The organism is Pseudomonas cedrina subsp. cedrina, from assembly GCF_001983175.1.
Classification (GTDB): domain Bacteria; phylum Pseudomonadota; class Gammaproteobacteria; order Pseudomonadales; family Pseudomonadaceae; genus Aquipseudomonas; species Aquipseudomonas cedrina.
The window spans coordinates 230026-246921 of sequence record NZ_MNPW01000007.1 but is presented as its reverse complement, the minus strand read 5'-3'; the positions used below and the strand labels follow the sequence as shown (position 1 = coordinate 246921).

Below are 16896 nucleotides of genomic sequence, written 5' to 3'. Positions count from 1 at the left end.
CTTGCCTGCGATGCGGACACCTCGGTGTATCAGTGATACCGAGCCGATGCTATCGCAGGCAAGCCAGCTCCCACACAAGCCAGCTCCTATGCGGGTTTATCTTGGCCCGGAAACCACCAGCATCTGCCCCGGCTTCAATGCCTGCCCGGTGCGCGGGTTCCAACGCTTGAGATGTTGCATCTCGACGTTGAAGCGCTTGGCGACGATGTACAACGAGTCGCCTTTCTTGACCTTGTATTGCACGGGCTTCTTGCTGTCAGCCTTCGCTACCAGCTTGCGGGTGTCCTGCATCACCAGGGTCTGGCCGACCTTGAGCGCCTGGCCGTTGAGTTTGTTCCAGCGTTGCAGGTCATGCACGTCGACCTTGTTGGCCTTGGCAATCAGCGTGAGGTTGTCGCCGTTGCGCACCTTGTAGTTGCGGGTGCGACCGGCAACCCGCGCGGTCTCGACTTCGTCGAACACCTGCTTTTTGGGGCGCATCGCCAGCAATTCTTCCGGTTTCATCGTCGAAAGGGTGCTGGTGAGCAATTGCGCCTTGGAGCTTGGCACCAGCAAATGCTGGGGGCCGTCCAGGGTGGTACGTTGTTTCAGGGCCGGGTTGAGCTGGAACAGCTCGTCTTCGTCGATCTCGGCCAGCGCGGCGACCCGTGACAGGTCCATGCTTTGCTTGACTTCAACCACTTCGAAATAGGGCGTGTTGGCAATCGGGTTCAGGTTGACGCCGTAGGCTTCCGGCGCCAGCACCACCTGTGACAGCGCCAGGAACTTGGGCACGTAGTCCTTGGTTTCCTGGGGCAGTGGCAGGTTCCAGTAATCGGTGGGCAGGCCGAGCTTCTCGTTGCGCTCGATGGCCCGGCTCACGGTGCCTTCGCCGGCGTTGTAGGCGGCGAGGGCCAGCAACCAGTCGCCGTTGAACATGTCGTGCAGGCGCGTCAGGTAGTCCAGGGCGGCGGTGGTGGAAGCGGTAATGTCGCGGCGGCCGTCGTAGGCGCGGGTCTGGCGCAGGTTGAAGTAGCGCCCGGTGGAGGGAATGAACTGCCACAGGCCGACCGCATCGCTGCGCGAATAGGCCATCGGGTTGTAGGCACTTTCAATCACTGGCAGCAGCGCCAGCTCCAGGGGCATGTTGCGCTCTTCAAGGCGTTCGACGATGTAATGAATATAGAGGCTGCCGCGTTCACCGGCGTTCTCAAGGAAGGAGGGGTTGCTGGCGAACCACAGGCGCTGTTGCTCGATACGCGGGTTTACGCCCACTCCGTCCTGCAATTGAAAGCCCCGTCGCATACGCTCCCAGACATCCTGGGGGGCTTCGGGGGTCGGCTTTTCGGAAAGCCAGATGACGGGTTTCTGTTTGATCTTGGCGCTGAGGTTTGGCTTGGGTTGCACGGTGGATTGTGCGGTGAAATTGTTTGATTGGCAGCCCGCCAGCGTGGCGGAAACAGCCACCGCCACAGCTTGAGCCAGGCGGGTCAATGCGTCTGAATGGTTGGATTTACGAATAGATGACGACATTGGCTGGAAGTAAGTTCCGGGCAAAAATGTCGGGCGATTCTAGAAACCCGTTCGGTTCCGGTCAACCATTCAGAAATTACGTATCAAAATGCGTCCTGTTAGAACGTATCTTTCCATGCCCGCAAGCTAGCAAACACCTCGGTCGCAGAGCGGTTGTCGCGCCCGTTCCGTTCGTCCGCTTTTTGTTTAACGGATGTTTCAGAGGTACGTAGAAAAGGATTGGTGCGCTTTTCCAGGGCCAGGTTGGAAGGCAGCGAGTTCTCGCCACGGGCACGCAGTTGGCGGACGGTTTCCACCCGTTCGGCGATATCCGCGTTGCCCGGTTCCACCGCTTGGGCAAACTTGAGGTTACTTTGTGTGTATTCGTGCGTGCAGTACACCAACGTATCGTCGGGCAGGGCGGCCAGGCGCTCGAGAGAGGTGTGCATTTGTTGCGGCGTGCCTTCGAACAGGCGTCCGCAACCGGCGGCGAACAGGGTGTCGCCGCAGAAGAGCACGCCCTGGTGATAAAACGCGATATGGCCCAAGGTGTGCCCGGGCACTGTATAAACGTCGAAGTCCCAGCCGAGCACTGTGAGGCGGTCGTTGTCGTTCAGGGCCACGTCGCGCGCGGGGATCTTCTCGGCTGCCGGGCCGTAGACCTTGGCGCCCGTCATGCCCTTGAGCTGTTCGACACCGCCGACATGGTCATGGTGATGATGGGTGACAAGAATGTCGCTCAAGGTCCACTCCGGGTTCTGCTTGAGCCAGGCCAGCACGGGCGCGGCATCGCCGGGGTCGACCACCGCGCAGCGTTGGGTGTCGGGGTCTTGTAACAACCAGATGTAGTTATCGGTAAAGGCGGGCAGGGCACTGATCTGTATCATTCTTCGATTCGCCAAGCTGAACACATTGGTGCATCTTAGAACGTCTAGGCGAGTTGGAGAATGCAATGACTGATAAAGCGTTCGCCCAGGCCGATCCCGAGTGGCTGGCCCTGATCGGCGCAGCCCGTGAATGGCTGTCCGGTCCCATCGGGCAATTTCTGCTGGAAGAAGAACGGCGCATGCTCGAAGACGAGTTGGGCCGGTTCTTTGGGGGCTACCTGGTGCATTACGGCCCTTCGGCCCAGACGCCGCCGTCCGCGCCCCAGGTGCAGCGCAATGTGCGTCTGGGGGCGCCGTTGCCAGGTGTGGAGATCGTCTGCGAGGAACAGGCCTGGCCGTTGAGCGAGCACGCCGCCGACGTGGTGGTGTTGCAGCATGGCCTGGATTTTTGCCTGTCGCCCCACGGCTTGCTGCGCGAGGCGGCGAGCAGCGTGCGCCCAGGCGGCCATTTGCTGATTGTCGGGATCAACCCCTGGAGCAGCTGGGGCCTGCGCCATGTGTTCGCCAATGATGCCCTGCGCCAGGCGCGTTGCATCTCGCCGCAACGGGTGGGCGATTGGCTGAACCTGCTGGGCTTCGCGCTGGAGAAACGCCGCTTCGGGTGCTATCGTCCGCCGCTTGCGTCGACCAAGTGGCAAGGCCGGCTGGCCGGCTGGGAGCGCCGCGCGGGTGCCTGGCAGTTGTCTGGAGGCGGTTTCTATCTGCTGGTGGCGCGTAAAATCGTGGTCGGGCTGCGGCCGCTGCAGCAAGTGCGCCGTGAGCCGATAGGCAAGCTGGTGCCGATGCCGATGGCCAAGGTCAACCGCAGGCAAAGCGACGCGTAAACCTCTTTTTGAATTGATTCCGAGTAACCGATGACCGATAGCGTAGAACTCTTCACCGACGGCGCCTGCAAGGGCAACCCAGGCCCAGGCGGGTGGGGCGCGTTGCTGGTGTGCAAGGGCGTGGAGAAAGAGTTGTGGGGCGGTGAAGCCAACACCACCAACAACCGCATGGAGCTGATGGGCGCCATTCGCGGCCTGGAAGAACTCAAGCGCCGCTGCAACGTGCTGCTGGTGACCGACTCGCAATACGTGATGAAGGGCATCAACGAGTGGATGGTCAATTGGAAGAAGCGTGGCTGGAAGACCGCGGCCAAGGAACCGGTGAAGAATGCCGATCTGTGGCAACTGCTCGACGAACAGTGCAACCGCCATGACATCACTTGGAAATGGGTGCGCGGCCACATCGGCCACCCCGGCAACGAGCGCGCCGACCAACTGGCCAACCGGGGCGTGGATGAAGTGCGTGGCTACAAGCAGAGCTGATGCCGAATCACGTGGTAATATCGCGCCCTTTGAAATACACCGTTGAGAGCTGAACCCTGATGGCCATCCGATCTGTTGTACTCGATACCGAAACCACCGGCATGCCGGTGACCGACGGCCACCGGATCATTGAAATCGGCTGTGTCGAACTGATGGGCCGGCGCCTCACCGGCCGTCACTTCCACGTCTACCTGCAACCGGACCGTGACAGTGACGAAGGCGCGATCGGCGTCCACGGTATCACCGATGAATTCCTCAAAGGCAAGCCGCGCTTTGCCGAAGTCGCCGATGAATTCTTCGAATTCATCAACGGCGCCCAGTTGATCATCCATAACGCAGCGTTCGACATCGGCTTCATCAATAACGAATTTGCCCTGATGGGGCAGATCGATCGTGCCGATATTTCCAAGCACTGCACGATCCTCGACACCTTGATGATGGCGCGCGAGCGTCACCCCGGCCAGCGCAACAGCCTCGACGCCCTGTGCAAGCGTTATGGCGTCGACAACTCCGGCCGCGAACTCCACGGCGCCTTGCTCGACTCCGAGATTCTCGCCGACGTCTACCTGACCATGACCGGCGGGCAAACCAGCCTGTCCCTGGCCGGTAACGCCTCCGATGGCGCCGGCTCGGCGGAAGGCTCGGGCAACCGTCCTTCGGAAATCCGCCGCCTGCCGGCGGACCGCAGGCCTACCCCGGTTATTCGGGCGAGCGAGCAGGACCTGGTTGAGCATGCGGCGCGGTTGGAAGCGATTGCCAAGTCGGCGGGTGCGCCGGCGTTGTGGACCCAACTGACCCAGCAATAATCGCCAGCCGAACGCCGTCAAAACTGTGGGAGCGGGCAAGCCAGCTCCCACAGTTGATCCTCCACTGTCTGCGAAATCTTCATTCGCCACATTCACGCCCAGCTTCTACCCTTGAGTGCATAGCCCTCAGGACGCCCAAGCACTCATGTACAAAGACCTGAAGTTCCCCGTACTCATCGTGCACCGCGACATCAAGGCCGACACCGTTGCCGGTGACCGGGTTCGAGGCATTGCCAGGGAGTTGGAACAAGAGGGCTTCAGTATCATCCAGGCGGTGGATTACGCCGAAGGCCGGCTGGTGGCGGCTACCCACCATGGCCTGGCGTGCATGCTGATCGCCGCCGAAGGCGCCGGCGAGAACACCCACCTGCTGCAAAACATGGTCGAGCTGATCCGCCTGGCGCGGTTGCGGGCGCCGAACCTGCCGATCTTTGCCCTGGGCGAGCAAGTCACCCTGGAAAACGCGCCGGCCGATGCCATGAGCGAGCTCAATCAACTGCGCGGTATTCTGTACCTGTTCGAAGACACCGTACCGTTTCTTGCGCGACAGGTCGCCCGCGCGACGCGCACCTACCTCGATGGCTTGTTGCCGCCTTTCTTCAAGGCGTTGGTACAACATACCGCTGACTCCAATTACTCATGGCACACCCCCGGCCATGGCGGTGGCGTGGCTTATCGCAAAAGCCCGGTAGGGCAGGCGTTTCACCAGTTCTTTGGGGAAAACACCCTGCGCTCGGACCTGTCGGTGTCGGTACCCGAGCTGGGCTCGTTGCTGGACCACACCGGGCCGTTGGCCGAGGCCGAGGCCCGCGCCGCGCGCAACTTCGGCGCCGACCATACCTTCTTCGTGATCAACGGCACCTCCACCGCCAACAAGATCGTCTGGCACTCCATGGTCGGCCGCGATGACTTGGTGCTGGTCGACCGCAACTGCCACAAGTCGGTGCTGCACTCGATCATCATGACCGGCGCGATTCCTTTGTACCTGTGTCCGGAGCGCAATGAACTGGGGATCATCGGCCCGATTCCCCTGAGCGAATTCAGCCCCGAGTCGATCCGCGCCAAGATCGACGCCAGCCCGCTGACCCGTGGCCGACCGCCGAAGGTCAAGCTGGCGGTGGTCACCAACTCCACCTACGACGGCCTGTGCTACAACGCCCAGATGATCAAGCAGCAACTGGGCAACAGCGTCGAGGTGCTGCATTTTGACGAAGCCTGGTACGCCTATGCGGCGTTTCATGAGTTCTTCGCCGGACGCTATGGCATGGGCACGTCGCGCACCCCGGACAGCCCGCTGGTGTTCACCACGCACTCGACCCATAAGCTGCTGGCGGCGTTCAGCCAGGCCTCGATGATCCATGTGCAGGACGGCGGCGCGCGCCAATTGGACCGTGATCGTTTCAACGAAGCCTTCATGATGCATATTTCCACCTCGCCGCAATACAGCATCATTGCGTCGCTGGACGTTGCCTCGGCGATGATGGAAGGCCCGGCGGGGCGGTCGCTGCTGCAGGAAATGTTCGACGAGGCCTTGAGTTTCCGCCGCGCCCTGGCCAACCTGCGCGAGCACATTGGCGCCGAGGACTGGTGGTTCTCCATCTGGCAACCGCCGTCGGTGTCGGGCGTCGACCGGGTGATTACCGCGGATTGGCTGCTGCATCCGGAGGACGATTGGCATGGCTTTGGCGACGTGGCCGAAGACTACGTGCTGCTGGACCCGATTAAAGTGACCCTGGTGATGCCTGGTCTCAACGCCGGCGGCGCCCTGAGCGACTGTGGCATCCCCGCGGCCGTGGTCAGCAAATTCCTCTGGGAGCGTGGCCTGGTGGTGGAAAAGACCGGGCTGTATTCCTTCCTGGTACTGTTTTCCATGGGCATCACCAAAGGCAAATGGAGTACCTTGCTTACCGAGTTGCTGGAATTCAAGCGCAGCTACGACGCCAATGTCAGTCTGGCCAGTTGCCTGCCATCGGTGTTTGCACAAGGCCCGCTGCGGTATCAGGGTCTGGGCTTGCGCGAGCTGTGCGATCAATTGCACAGTTGTTACCGCAGCAATGCCACCGCCAGGCACCTCAAGCGCATGTACACCGTGCTACCGGAAATCGCCATGAAACCGGCCGACGCCTACGACCAATTGGTGAGAGGCGAAGTGGAGGCGGTTTCCATTGATGCCTTGCCAGGGCGCGTCGCAGCCGTGATGCTGGTGCCTTATCCGCCCGGCATTCCATTGATCATGCCGGGCGAGCGCTTTACCGAGTCCACGCGTTCGATCATCGATTACCTGGCCTTCGCCCGGACGTTCGATAGCAGTTTTCCCGGTTTTGTCGCCGATGTTCATGGGTTGCAACACGAAGACGACGGCAGTGGTCGTTGTTACACCGTCGATTGCATCAAGGGTTAAGAATGTTTATGCAAGCTGTAATGAACCCGAAGTATCCGGGGCTCAGTGTCCGGGTCGCCGACGAGGGCTTCGATGCCTACGTGTGGGGCAATGACTTCAGCTTTGAGGTCAGCGCCTATGGTGAGCCGCAGATGGGCAAGCGGGTCGATCAATGGCCCGTGGAGCGCATCCTGCCGTACCGCAAGTGCTATGGGATCGATCCCGAGGAGTTCGCCAGTTTTCGCGACGCGCCCGACAGCGCGATCTTCATGGCCTACCTGGACGACCGCCCGGTGGGGCACATCGTGGTCAGTACCAATTGGAACGGTTTTGCCCATGTCGATGAGCTGGCCGTGGTCCTGCCGGCGCGGCGCCATGGGGTGGCCAAGGCATTGCTGGATGTGGCGCAGTTCTGGAGCCGCAAGAAAAACCTGCCGGGCATGATGCTGGAAACTCAGAACAACAACCTCGGCGCCTGCCGTCTGTACGAGCGCTGTGGTTATGTGATGGGCGGGATCGACCACCTGCGCTATCGCGGCATTGACCCGCAAACCCGCGAAGTGGCGATATTCTGGTACCGGTTGTTCAAGAGCGAAGCCGACAAGGCTTAGCCCGCCAGCAGGCCTTCGGCCTTCTGCGTCACGATCTCCAACAGCGCATTCAGCGCGGGGGAGGCTGCGGCTTCCTTGAGGGTCAGAGCATACAGGCTGACCATGATCGGCGGCGACACCGGGCACGCATCCAGCCCTGCCTCCCGCGCGCCGCACGCGGTGAAGGGATCGACCACCGCCAAGCCTTCTCCGGCTTCCACCATGCTGCGCATCATCTGGTAGGTCTGTACGCGCGTCTGCACCACCGGCAACGGGCGCAAGGCTTGCAGCTTGGCATCCAGCAGGCGGCTGAGCGGGTCCTGGCCCTCAAGCCCGATCATCGATTGTCCCGCCAGGTCCTGCACCGCGATGTACTTCTGCTTGGGTTTGAGCCAGCCATGGGGTGCGAGCAATTGCAGCTTGCCCTGGGCCAGCACGACGCTGTGGATCTGCGGGTGTTGCGGATCATGCAGGCTCAGCCCCACGTCGGCTTCGTGCAGCAGCAGGCTCCTGACGATCTCTCGGGTGGGCTGGCTCGACAGGTTGCACGGGGTGTCCTGGAAGCGCCGGCGTAGCATCGCGATGCTTTGCGGCAGCAGTTGGTTAGCCAGGGGCGGCGTGCACAGGGCGCGCAGGGTCGGGGCGTGATGGTGTTTCAAGCGGCTGGCCAGGCGTTGCACGGGTTCCAGCGCCTCATACACATGGGCGATGTGTGCCTGCAACTCCAGGGTTTCGCGGGTTGCCTGCAAACGTCCACGGACGCTGGCAAAGAGCATAAAGCCCAGTTGCTGCTCGGCTTCCTTGAGCGCCGCCTCTACATCGCCCACGGGAAGTTGCAACCACTCGGCGGCCAGGCCTGGGTGTCCGGTCTGCAAAATGGCCTGAATCACTTCGATATGACGTAAACGCATCGCCGGAGTCTATGTGCAGCGCGCTGTGTATTCAATAGAATGGCTGCGCTGATCATCAACGACCAAAGCCGGCTACCGGCGTTAACAACAAAAACAGGTCTGGTCTCAAATGCCTCTACCCTCGATATTCCTCGGGGTAACGGTCAAGCAGTGGGTGGTCCTGGTGACCATCGGGTGCGCGGCCGCTTATCTCTTCAACACTCAAAGCGAAACCACGCCGGAAAACCTGGCACTTGAGGCGTTCATTCGCTCACAGGAACAGGTGGCCGAACAGGTGGGCGCGGTGCTGGACGTGGCACTGGTCAGGCAGGTGGTCGCGCATCCCGGTTACAACACGGCGGGTTACCAGCGTTCAATATTTGCGGTGGAGGGCGAGCGCGGGCGTTTGCTGGTGACCTTGAAACAGGTCGAGGGCGAGCAGGAAATTGAAGTCACGCAGATTCATCGGCCGTGATCGCCCCGGCCCAGTCGACGCCATCATCAATGGCCAGGACCGGGCAGGTGGACAGGGCGAGCCTTATGAAGCGAGTGTGGTTTGCGACTCACGCACAAGAATGGTGCCCGATTGAATCAGCTTGAATTCGTCGCCTTCCAGTTTCTCTACACGATCGCCAATGGCCAGCTTGTAGGTGGTGGTAGGTGCCGAGCCAGCCAGGGCGCCTTGCGCCGGGTCTGATTCCTGGAACTCATGCACCGAATACACACGTCCTTCTGCGTCTCTGGCATGAAACTGTCCGACTAGTACTGCTGCCATCTGTTTAGAACCTCTGGAGATAAACACTCGATTTGCGGTTCTGTAGACCGTTATGGAGCGGGGTAGTTTACTTACGGAATAAAAATACTATTCATCGGTAATTTCAGACGCTTCCTACGCGTTATGCCGCAAGGTAAACGTCCTGCGGATTCTCAAAACCTTCTGGTGCGCACGCCGCGAAGACTTTATAACTACAAGCTCCTTTAGTCAGACGTCGGGAAACCCCAATGAGCAAGGTCTACACCGTAGCCGTCGTGGTCGGCAGCTTGAGAAAAGACTCGATCAACCGCAAAGTCGCGCTGGCACTGGCCGAACTGGCCCCTGCCAACCTGAAGTTGAGCATTGTGGAAATTGGCGATTTGCCGCTCTACAACGAAGACATTGACGGCGATTCACCGCCCGCAGCCTACAGTACTTTCCGCCAACAGGTGAGTTCATCCGACGCGGTGCTGTTTGTGACCCCGGAATACAACCGCTCCGTGCCCGCCCCGTTGAAGAATGCGATTGACGTAGGTTCCCGGCCGTACGGCCAGAGTGCCTGGAGCGGCAAGCCGGGGGCGATCATCAGCGTGTCGCCGGGTGCGATTGGCGGGTTTGGCGCCAACCATCATCTGCGCCAGTCGCTGGTGTTCCTGGATGTGTGGTGCATGCAGCAGCCGGAAGCCTACCTGGGCGGGGCGGGCAGCGTGTTTGATGAGGCGGGGAAGGTGTCGGAAAAGACCAGGCCGTTCCTGCAGGCGTTTATTGATGCCTACGCACAGTGGGTAGAAAAACAGAAATCCTGAGAACACTGAAGGTCCAATGTGGGAGCGGCGGTGCGACGATTCGACTTGCTCGCGAATGCGCAGTGTAGTGAGCGGGCTTGCCCCGCGCTGGGTGGCGAAGCCGCCCCCAACCAGGCGACTCGGTTCTACCTGGAGGGCGGCGGTGTCTTTATTGGGGCCGCTTCGCAGCCCAGCGCGGGGCAAGCCCGCTCACTACAGACCGCATTCGCGAGCAAGCCCGCTCCCACATTTGGACGATGCCAAACCTTCGATCAGCGCAACCAGTTAGTCCGCGCCAGTTCGATCACCTCATCCCCACGCCCACTCATCACCGCCTTGAGCATATACAGGCTGAACCCTTTGGCCTGCTCCAGCTTGATCGTCGGCGGCATCACCAACTCCTGGGTGGCAGTGACCACATCCACCAGCACCGGGCCGTCATGGGCCAGGGCGCGGCGCAGGGCCGGTTCGAGGTCTTCGGATTGCTCCACGCGGATGCCGAGAATGCCCATGGCGTTGGACATGGCCGCGAAGTCCGGGTTTTTCAGCTCTGTGCCGGCGTCGAGGTAACCTGCCGCTTTCATTTCCATGGCGACAAAGCCCAGCGACGCGTTATCGAACACGATGACTTTCACCGGCAGCTTCAGTTGCGCCAACGAGATGAAGTCGCCCATCAACATCGCGAAACCACCGTCTCCCGACATCGAAATCACCTGGCGACCGGGAAAGGCGGCCTGCGCGCCAATGGCCTGGGGCATGGCATTGGCCATCGAGCCGTGGTTGAACGAACCGATCAGCCGGCGCTTGCCGTTCATTTTCAGATAGCGCGCAGCCCATACGGTCGGCGAGCCGACGTCGGCGGTGAAGATCGCATCGTCATCCGCCAGTTCGCTGAGCAAGCGCGCCACATATTGAGGATGGATCGGCCGGTCGGCCTTGGACGGCTGCGCAAGGTCATCCAGCCTCTGGCGTGCTTTTTCGTAGTGCTTCAAGGAAGTCTCGAGAAAGCTGCGGTCGGTCTTGCGCGTCAAGCGCGGCAGCAGGGCGCCGATGGTTTCGCTGACGTCGGCGGCAATCCCCAGATCCAAGGTGGCGCGACGGCCGAGCGCCTGCGGATCACGGTCAACCTGGATGATGGTTGCATCGGTGGGGTAGAACTGGCGGTACGGAAAGTCGGTACCCAGCATGATCAACGTGTCGCAATCGAGCATGGCGTGGTAACCGGAGCTGAAACCGATCAGGCCGGTCATGCCCACGTCGAACGGGTTATCCCACTCCACATGTTCCTTGCCGCGCAGGGCATGCACCACCGGCGCGCCCAGCGCGTCTGCCAGCGCCACCACCTGGTCATGGGCACCGGCACAGCCGCTGCCGCACAGCAGGGTAGTCTTCTGGCTGCTTTGAAGGATCTCGGTGAGGCGTTGCAGGTCCTGTTCCGCCGGCAGTGTGCGCGGGGCGTGCAGGGCAGGCCATGGCTTGAGCTTGTCTTCCACTTCCAGCAGCGACACATCCCCCGGAATCACCACCACCGCCACCCCACGATTGAGAATCGCCGAGCGCATGGCGCGGTGCAGCACCTGGGGCATTTGCTCGGGGTTGGTGACCAGTTCGATAAAGTGGCTGCACTCTTTGAACAGCTCCTGGGGATGGGTTTCCTGGAAGTAATTCAGGCCGATCTCCGAGGACGGAATCTGCGCGGCAATCGCCAGCACCGGCACATGGTTGCGATGGCAGTCGAACAGGCCATTGATCAAGTGCAGATTACCCGGCCCGCAGCTGCCGGCGCAGACGGTCAGCTCACCGGTGGCGGCCGCTTCGGCCCCGGCGGCGAACGCCGCCACTTCTTCGTGGCGCACATGCATCCACTCGATGCTGTCCATGGTGCGCAGGGCGTCGGTGAGGCCATTGAGGCTGTCGCCGGTCAGGCCCCAGATGCGCTTGACGCCCGCCTGTTCAAGGGTGGTCGCCAACTGCTGGGCCAGGTTGATTTTCGCCATGAAGAACTCCAATCGTCAGTGAGGTTAAAAACGGTGAGATCAATAGGGGACAGTTCGATCATGGCGAATACTCCCGTGATTAATTGGACGTTTGTGTCATGGCCGCACGGTATTGCCGGGTGCGCCGGGCGATAAACCATTGGTCACGCACCAGTGCCATGCAGGGGGCAACCTTGGCCTTGGGCAAGAGGCCGCGACTGAGGCGGCGCATCTGGTCGCGCACCACCGCGAGGGTGGCAAGCGACGCCAGAGGCTTGCGCTTCCAGTCGATCGGCTTGAGTTGCGGGTTGGGGTCGCGGCCTTCGCGCCAGTGGCGCAGCAACTGCGGTTCCAGCGTCAGGGCAGTGGCAATGCCGGCCATGGCGATGCCGCTGTCGAGCACTTGCTGCACGATTGGCAGGCGGCGAATACCACCGGTGACCATCAGCGGCATCTTGGCGATGCTCGCCATTTGCGCGGCGAATTCGAGGAAGTACGCCTCGCGAGCCAGGGTGCGACCGTCCCGTGCTTCGCCTTGCATGGCCGGGGCTTCGTAGCTGCCGCCGGACAATTCCAGCAAGTCGATGGGCAGCGGGTTGAGCATCTCGACCACCCTGCGCGCATCGGCTTCGTCGAAACCACCACGCTGGAAGTCCGCCGAATTGAGTTTGACCGCCACGCAGAACGACGGGCTGACCACGGCGCGCACGGCGTGGATCACCTCCAGCAACAGGCGTGCGCGGTTCTCCAGGGGGCCGCCCCAGCGGTCGGTGCGCTGGTTGCTCAACGGCGACAGAAACTGGCTGAGCAGGTAACCGTGGGCGCCATGGATCTGCACGCCGGTGAACCCGGCTTTCTCGGCCAGGCGCGCGCTGGTGGCGAAGCGTTGGATCACGTCCTGGATCTGGTCTTCGCTCATCGCCTTGGGCTTGGCGAACATCCTGGAAAACCCGCCCAGGTCCAGCGCAACCGCGGAGGGCGCCAACGCTTGCTGGCCGAGGTTGGCCATGGTCTGGCGCCCCGGATGGCTGAGCTGCACCCAGAAGTGCACGCCCTTGGCGCGGGCCACGTCCGCCCATTCGCGAAAGCTGTCCAAGTGTTGTTCATCTTCCAGGGCCACGCCGCCGGGGCCGGTCATGGCGCGGCGGTCGATCATCACGTTGCCGGTCAACAACAGGCCCGGCTCGCCGTCCGCCCAGGCCTTGTAAAGCTGCTTCAATTGGCGCGAGGGGGCCTGGTTGGCATCCGCCATATTCTCCTCCATCGCGGCCTTGGCGATACGGTTGGCGATGACTTGACCATTGGGCAGTTGCAAGGCTTCAAAAGGTGACATGGGTTGACTCCTGAGCGGGGGAGGTCCCAGGCTAAGCTTAAAGTTAACTTTAATGTCAAGCGGGCGTTGTAATGAACATAGGTGAGTTGGCAAAACAAAGTGGGCTGGCGGCGTCGCGTATCCGCTTCTATGAAGCCGAAGGGCTGATCAGCCAGGTGGGGCGCCAGGCCAATGGCTATCGGCGCTATGCCCCGCAGGCGTTGCACACCCTGCAATTGATCCAGAGCGCGCAGCAAGCCGGCTTCACCTTGCAGGAACTCAAGGCATTGATGCCCGCGCCGGGAGAGCATAAGCGCGAGGCGCTGATCGAAGCGCTTGAGCGCAAGGTGACGCAGATCGAACAGATGCAGGCGCAGTTGGCCCACAGCAAGGCGCAGTTGCTGGGGGTGATCGAAGTGGTGCGGGCCCAGCCGGAAGGGGGGACGTGTTCAATGGGGCAGCAGCAGATACTGGACAGCTTGTAGGAGCGAGGGGGGCGCCTAGCTCTTGCTCGCGAAAAACGCCATGACACCGCGTATATCCAGGGCGCGCGCGTTATCGTTGGCTATCTTCGCGAGCAAGGGCTAGGCGCCCCCCTCGCTCCTACAGGTTCAGCGGCGTCGGAACAAGGGCAGCGGTTCGTCCGTCGCGGCCTGGTACGTCACCGAGAAGTCCTTGAGGCTTTCCAGCGCTTCGTACGGGTCTTTGTCGGCGCGCAGGGCGAAGGCGTCGAACCCGCAGCGGCGCAGGTAGAAGAGCTGGTCGCGCAGTACATCGCCAATCGCGCGCAATTCGCCTTTGTAACCGTAACGGTCACGCAGCAGCCGCGCGTTGGAGTAGTTGCGACCGTCGGTGAAGGCCGGGAAGTTCAGGGCGATGACTTGGAAATGTTCCACGTCGTCACCGATCTCCTCGGCTTCTTCATCGGCGTCCAGCCACACACCCAGGCCGCCGTCGCGGGCCTTGAGCGCGTGGCCGTGTTCACGCCACAGCGCCAGCGGCACGATCAGGTCGTCGCAGTTGGAGATGCCGTCGAAGCTCGCATCCTTGGGCAGCAGGTGCCAGGTTTCGTCGACGACTTCGTTGTTTTTAATGATTCGCTGCATAGACGCGCTCCTTGAACAGGTCAATGCCGATGCGCTGGTAGGTGTCGATGAAACGTTCATCTTCGGTGCGCTGTTCGATGTACACATCGATCAGTTTGCCGATCACCTCGGGCATGGCTTCCTGGGCGAAGGACGGGCCGAGGATCTTGCCCAGGCTCGCATCGCGGCTGGCGCTGCCACCCAGGGACACTTGGTAGAATTCTTCGCCTTTCTTGTCCACGCCCAGGATGCCGATATGGCCGACGTGGTGGTGACCACAGGCGTTCATGCAACCGGAAATGTTCAGGTCCAGCTCGCCGATGTCGAACAGGTAGTCCAGGTCGTCGAAACGACGCTGGATCGATTCGGCGATCGGGATCGACTTGGCGTTGGCCAGGGAGCAGAAGTCGCCGCCCGGGCAGCAGATGATGTCGGTCAGCAGGCCGATGTTCGGCGTGGCGAAACCGCTTTCGCGCAGCTCGCCCCACAGGGTGAACAGTTGGCTCTGCTCGACGTCCGCGAGGATGATGTTCTGCTCGTGGGAGGTGCGCAATTGGCCGAAGCTGTAGCGGTCGGCCAGGTCGGCGACGGCGTCGAGCTGCTTGTCGGTGATATCGCCCGGTGCAACACCGGTAGGCTTGAGCGACAGGGTCACCGCCACATAGCCCGGCTTCTTGTGCGCCAGGGTGTTGCGGCCACGCCAGCGGGCGAACCCCGGGTGTTCTTTATCCAGCGCTGCCAACTCGGCGTCCTGATTGCTCAGGGCCTTGTATTCAGGGTCGACGAAATGCTTGGCCACGCGGTGCACTTCGGCTTCGGTCAGGGTGGTCTGGCCGCCGCGCAGGTGCTCCATTTCAGCGTCGACTTTCTGTGCGAACACTTCAGGGGTCAGCGCTTTTACCAGGATCTTGATCCGGGCCTTGTACTTGTTGTCACGACGGCCATAGCGGTTGTAGACCCGCAGGATGGCGTCAAGGTAGCTCAACAGGTCCTGCCACGGCAGGAACTCGTTAATGAACGCGCCGACCACCGGGGTACGGCCGAGGCCGCCACCGACCAGTACGCGAAAGCCCAGCTCGCCGGCGGCGTTGTGCACCGGCTCCAGGCCGATATCGTGCACTTCAATGGCGGCGCGGTCCGAGGTCGAGCCATTGATGGCGATCTTGAACTTGCGGGGCAGGTACGCGAACTCGGGGTGGAACGTCGTCCATTGGCGGACGATTTCGCACCAGGGGCGTGGGTCGATCAGCTCATCGGCGGCAACGCCGGCGAATTGGTCGGTGGTCACGTTGCGCAGGCAGTTACCGCTGGTCTGGATGGCGTGCATCTGCACGGTGGCCAGTTCAGCCAGGATGTCCGGCACGTCTTCCAGCGCCGGCCAGTTGAACTGTACGTTCTGGCGGGTACTGATGTGGGCATAGCCCTTGTCGAAGTCGCGGGCAATCTTGGCCATCATTCGCGTCTGGCGCGACGTCAGTTGGCCATAGGGCACGGCCACCCGCAGCATTGGCGCAAAGCGCTGAACGTAAAGGCCATTTTGCAGGCGCAGAGGGCGGAACTCTTCTTCGCTCAGTTCACCTGCCAGATAGCGTCGGGTCTGATCACGGAACTGCTTGACGCGGTCCTCAATGATGCGCTGATCGTATTCGTCGTATACGTACATATAGGTCCTGTTCTCGGCAAATCTGCGCGCACGGCCGCGCACTCCCAACGGAGCCGGCGCACGATAACAGTTTGTGTTTATGCGCAAAAGTGATGTTTGAGTATATGCAAATAACCAAATCGACTATTGAGACTGATTCTCGCGATACCCACAGTTGTCATAAGGGCAAGTATGAACTTTACTGTGATCGAGTCTTGATGCAGTCACCTATAAAACCGATAAGAGGCGATGCGATGAGCAATCCGACAAAAGCCCGTAAACCCGACAGTACCGTGGACGCCTGGGCCATTCTGTTCCTGATCATCCTGGTGGTGGGCACTGCTGTGTTCTGGGTCAGCCACCAGTAAATATGACCAGTGACAATCCCATGTGGGAGCAGGCAAGCCAGCTCCCACATGTTTGATTCGGTTTACACTCCGGCCAGGTGCAAGACCAGCTTGACGATGCCAAACAGCGTCAGCGCAAACACTGCGGTAAATAGAATGCCCAGAATCACAAAGTGGCTGGGCTTGCCATGGGTGAAGTCGCGTGCCCGGTTTTTACCGCTTTGCACGCCGAATGCCGCGGCGACCACGCTGTGCAGCATTTGCCAGAAGGTCGGAGGTTTGTGCTCGTCCATAGGGTCCTCACCACAAGGTGTGTGAGGAACAGCATAGACAATCCGACGGGCTTGAGCGCAGCGCGTCGCCTCTTTGCCTGATCTGCTTCCCGGCCATAAGCATGGGTATCGGCCAGCGTGGTTGACGGGGCGGCCCAGATCAAGATCAAAAACAAAGCGCGGCGGCCTTAGAGCCGACCGGTATTCATGTCGAACGCGGTTCAAAATGTGGGAGCTGTCGAGCCCCAGCGAGGCTGCGAAGGCGGCGGCACTGCTGGCATTTTTTCCGCCTGACCCACCGCTTTCGCAGCCTCGCTAAAGCTCGACAGCTCCCACAGGGAGATTGGTCAACTGAAAGTTGTGTAGATACCC

The 16896-nt window shown here is 61.2% G+C and carries 17 protein-coding genes; 8 read left to right on the top strand and 9 right to left on the bottom strand.

Annotated features, from left to right (window positions below; translation table 11 throughout):
• Positions 1-96: 96 nt before the first annotated feature.
• Together BLL36_RS16585 and gloB are read right to left on the bottom strand one after the other, a co-directional pair.
• Entirely contained in the window at positions 97-1512 is a 1416-nt protein-coding gene (locus tag BLL36_RS16585) for a lytic transglycosylase domain-containing protein (RefSeq protein ID WP_076952465.1), read from the bottom strand.
• A 98-nt stretch (positions 1513-1610) separates the two neighbouring features.
• On the bottom strand, positions 1611-2378 hold the full coding sequence (gloB, locus tag BLL36_RS16580) for a hydroxyacylglutathione hydrolase (RefSeq protein ID WP_076952464.1): 768 nt from the start codon (positions 2376-2378) through the stop codon (positions 1611-1613).
• Positions 2379-2443: 65 nt separating this feature from the next.
• Between gloB and BLL36_RS16575 the strand changes: the two genes are divergently transcribed.
• From BLL36_RS16575 to BLL36_RS16555, 5 genes are all read left to right on the top strand, one after another.
• Positions 2444-3202 (top strand): methyltransferase domain-containing protein, encoded by a 759-nt coding sequence (locus BLL36_RS16575; RefSeq protein WP_076952463.1) that lies wholly within the window; start codon positions 2444-2446, stop codon positions 3200-3202.
• Between the two features lie 30 nt (positions 3203-3232).
• Positions 3233-3685: a ribonuclease HI gene (gene rnhA / locus BLL36_RS16570; RefSeq protein WP_003173571.1), complete on the top strand. Its 453-nt coding sequence runs from the start codon at positions 3233-3235 to the stop codon at positions 3683-3685.
• 65 nt (positions 3686-3750) lie between these two features.
• Positions 3751-4491 (top strand): DNA polymerase III subunit epsilon, encoded by a 741-nt coding sequence (gene dnaQ, locus BLL36_RS16565; RefSeq protein ID WP_165448111.1) that lies wholly within the window; start codon positions 3751-3753, stop codon positions 4489-4491.
• 145 nt (positions 4492-4636) lie between these two features.
• Positions 4637-6892 (top strand): Orn/Lys/Arg family decarboxylase, encoded by a 2256-nt coding sequence (locus tag BLL36_RS16560; protein ID WP_076952461.1) that lies wholly within the window; start codon positions 4637-4639, stop codon positions 6890-6892.
• Between the two features lie 8 nt (positions 6893-6900).
• Positions 6901-7482, top strand: a complete 582-nt coding sequence (locus BLL36_RS16555; RefSeq protein WP_076952585.1) for a GNAT family N-acetyltransferase — start codon at positions 6901-6903, stop codon at positions 7480-7482.
• Here the strand turns inward: BLL36_RS16555 and BLL36_RS16550 are convergent.
• Positions 7479-8372: a LysR substrate-binding domain-containing protein gene (locus BLL36_RS16550; protein WP_076952460.1), complete on the bottom strand. Its 894-nt coding sequence runs from the start codon at positions 8370-8372 to the stop codon at positions 7479-7481. The two genes, BLL36_RS16555 and BLL36_RS16550, sit on opposite strands and share 4 nt — an antisense overlap.
• A gap of 109 nt (positions 8373-8481) precedes the next feature.
• Here BLL36_RS16550 and BLL36_RS16545 point away from each other — a divergent pair, with 109 nt between their 5' ends.
• Complete coding sequence (locus tag BLL36_RS16545; RefSeq protein ID WP_076952459.1) at positions 8482-8826, top strand: hypothetical protein; 345 nt, start codon at positions 8482-8484, stop codon at positions 8824-8826.
• Between the two features lie 63 nt (positions 8827-8889).
• Here the strand turns inward: BLL36_RS16545 and BLL36_RS16540 are convergent, their stop codons facing one another.
• A complete protein-coding gene (locus BLL36_RS16540; protein ID WP_076952458.1) occupies positions 8890-9126 on the bottom strand; it encodes a hypothetical protein in 237 nt (78 codons plus the stop codon).
• A gap of 227 nt (positions 9127-9353) precedes the next feature.
• On the opposite strand from BLL36_RS16540, the gene BLL36_RS16535 reads away from it, so the two are divergent.
• Positions 9354-9911 (top strand): NADPH-dependent FMN reductase, encoded by a 558-nt coding sequence (locus BLL36_RS16535; protein ID WP_076952457.1) that lies wholly within the window; start codon positions 9354-9356, stop codon positions 9909-9911.
• A 251-nt stretch (positions 9912-10162) separates the two neighbouring features.
• Here the strand turns inward: BLL36_RS16535 and poxB are convergent, their stop codons facing one another.
• Together poxB and BLL36_RS16525 are read right to left on the bottom strand one after the other, a co-directional pair.
• Positions 10163-11887, bottom strand: a complete 1725-nt coding sequence (gene poxB, locus BLL36_RS16530; RefSeq protein WP_076952456.1) for a ubiquinone-dependent pyruvate dehydrogenase — start codon at positions 11885-11887, stop codon at positions 10163-10165.
• Positions 11888-11966: 79 nt separating this feature from the next.
• Complete coding sequence (locus BLL36_RS16525) at positions 11967-13199, bottom strand: NADH:flavin oxidoreductase/NADH oxidase family protein (protein ID WP_076952455.1); 1233 nt, start codon at positions 13197-13199, stop codon at positions 11967-11969.
• A 71-nt stretch (positions 13200-13270) separates the two neighbouring features.
• On the opposite strand from BLL36_RS16525, the gene BLL36_RS16520 reads away from it, so the two are divergent.
• Positions 13271-13663 (top strand): MerR family transcriptional regulator, encoded by a 393-nt coding sequence (locus BLL36_RS16520; RefSeq protein ID WP_076952454.1) that lies wholly within the window; start codon positions 13271-13273, stop codon positions 13661-13663.
• A gap of 126 nt (positions 13664-13789) precedes the next feature.
• Here the strand turns inward: BLL36_RS16520 and BLL36_RS16515 are convergent, their stop codons facing one another.
• The 3 genes from BLL36_RS16515 to BLL36_RS16505 all read right to left on the bottom strand — a co-directional run bounded on the left by BLL36_RS16515 (position 13790) and on the right by BLL36_RS16505 (position 16545).
• Positions 13790-14284 carry a DUF934 domain-containing protein gene (locus BLL36_RS16515; protein WP_043050275.1) on the bottom strand — a complete coding sequence of 165 codons (495 nt, stop codon included), beginning with the start codon at positions 14282-14284 and terminating at the stop codon, positions 13790-13792.
• A complete protein-coding gene (locus tag BLL36_RS16510) occupies positions 14268-15926 on the bottom strand; it encodes a nitrite/sulfite reductase (RefSeq protein ID WP_076952453.1) in 1659 nt (552 codons plus the stop codon). The genes BLL36_RS16515 and BLL36_RS16510 overlap by 17 nt, the downstream gene beginning before the upstream one ends.
• Positions 15927-16335: 409 nt before the next feature.
• Positions 16336-16545 (bottom strand): DUF2970 domain-containing protein, encoded by a 210-nt coding sequence (locus tag BLL36_RS16505; RefSeq protein ID WP_076952452.1) that lies wholly within the window; start codon positions 16543-16545, stop codon positions 16336-16338.
• Between the last annotated feature and the right edge of the window lie 351 nt (positions 16546-16896).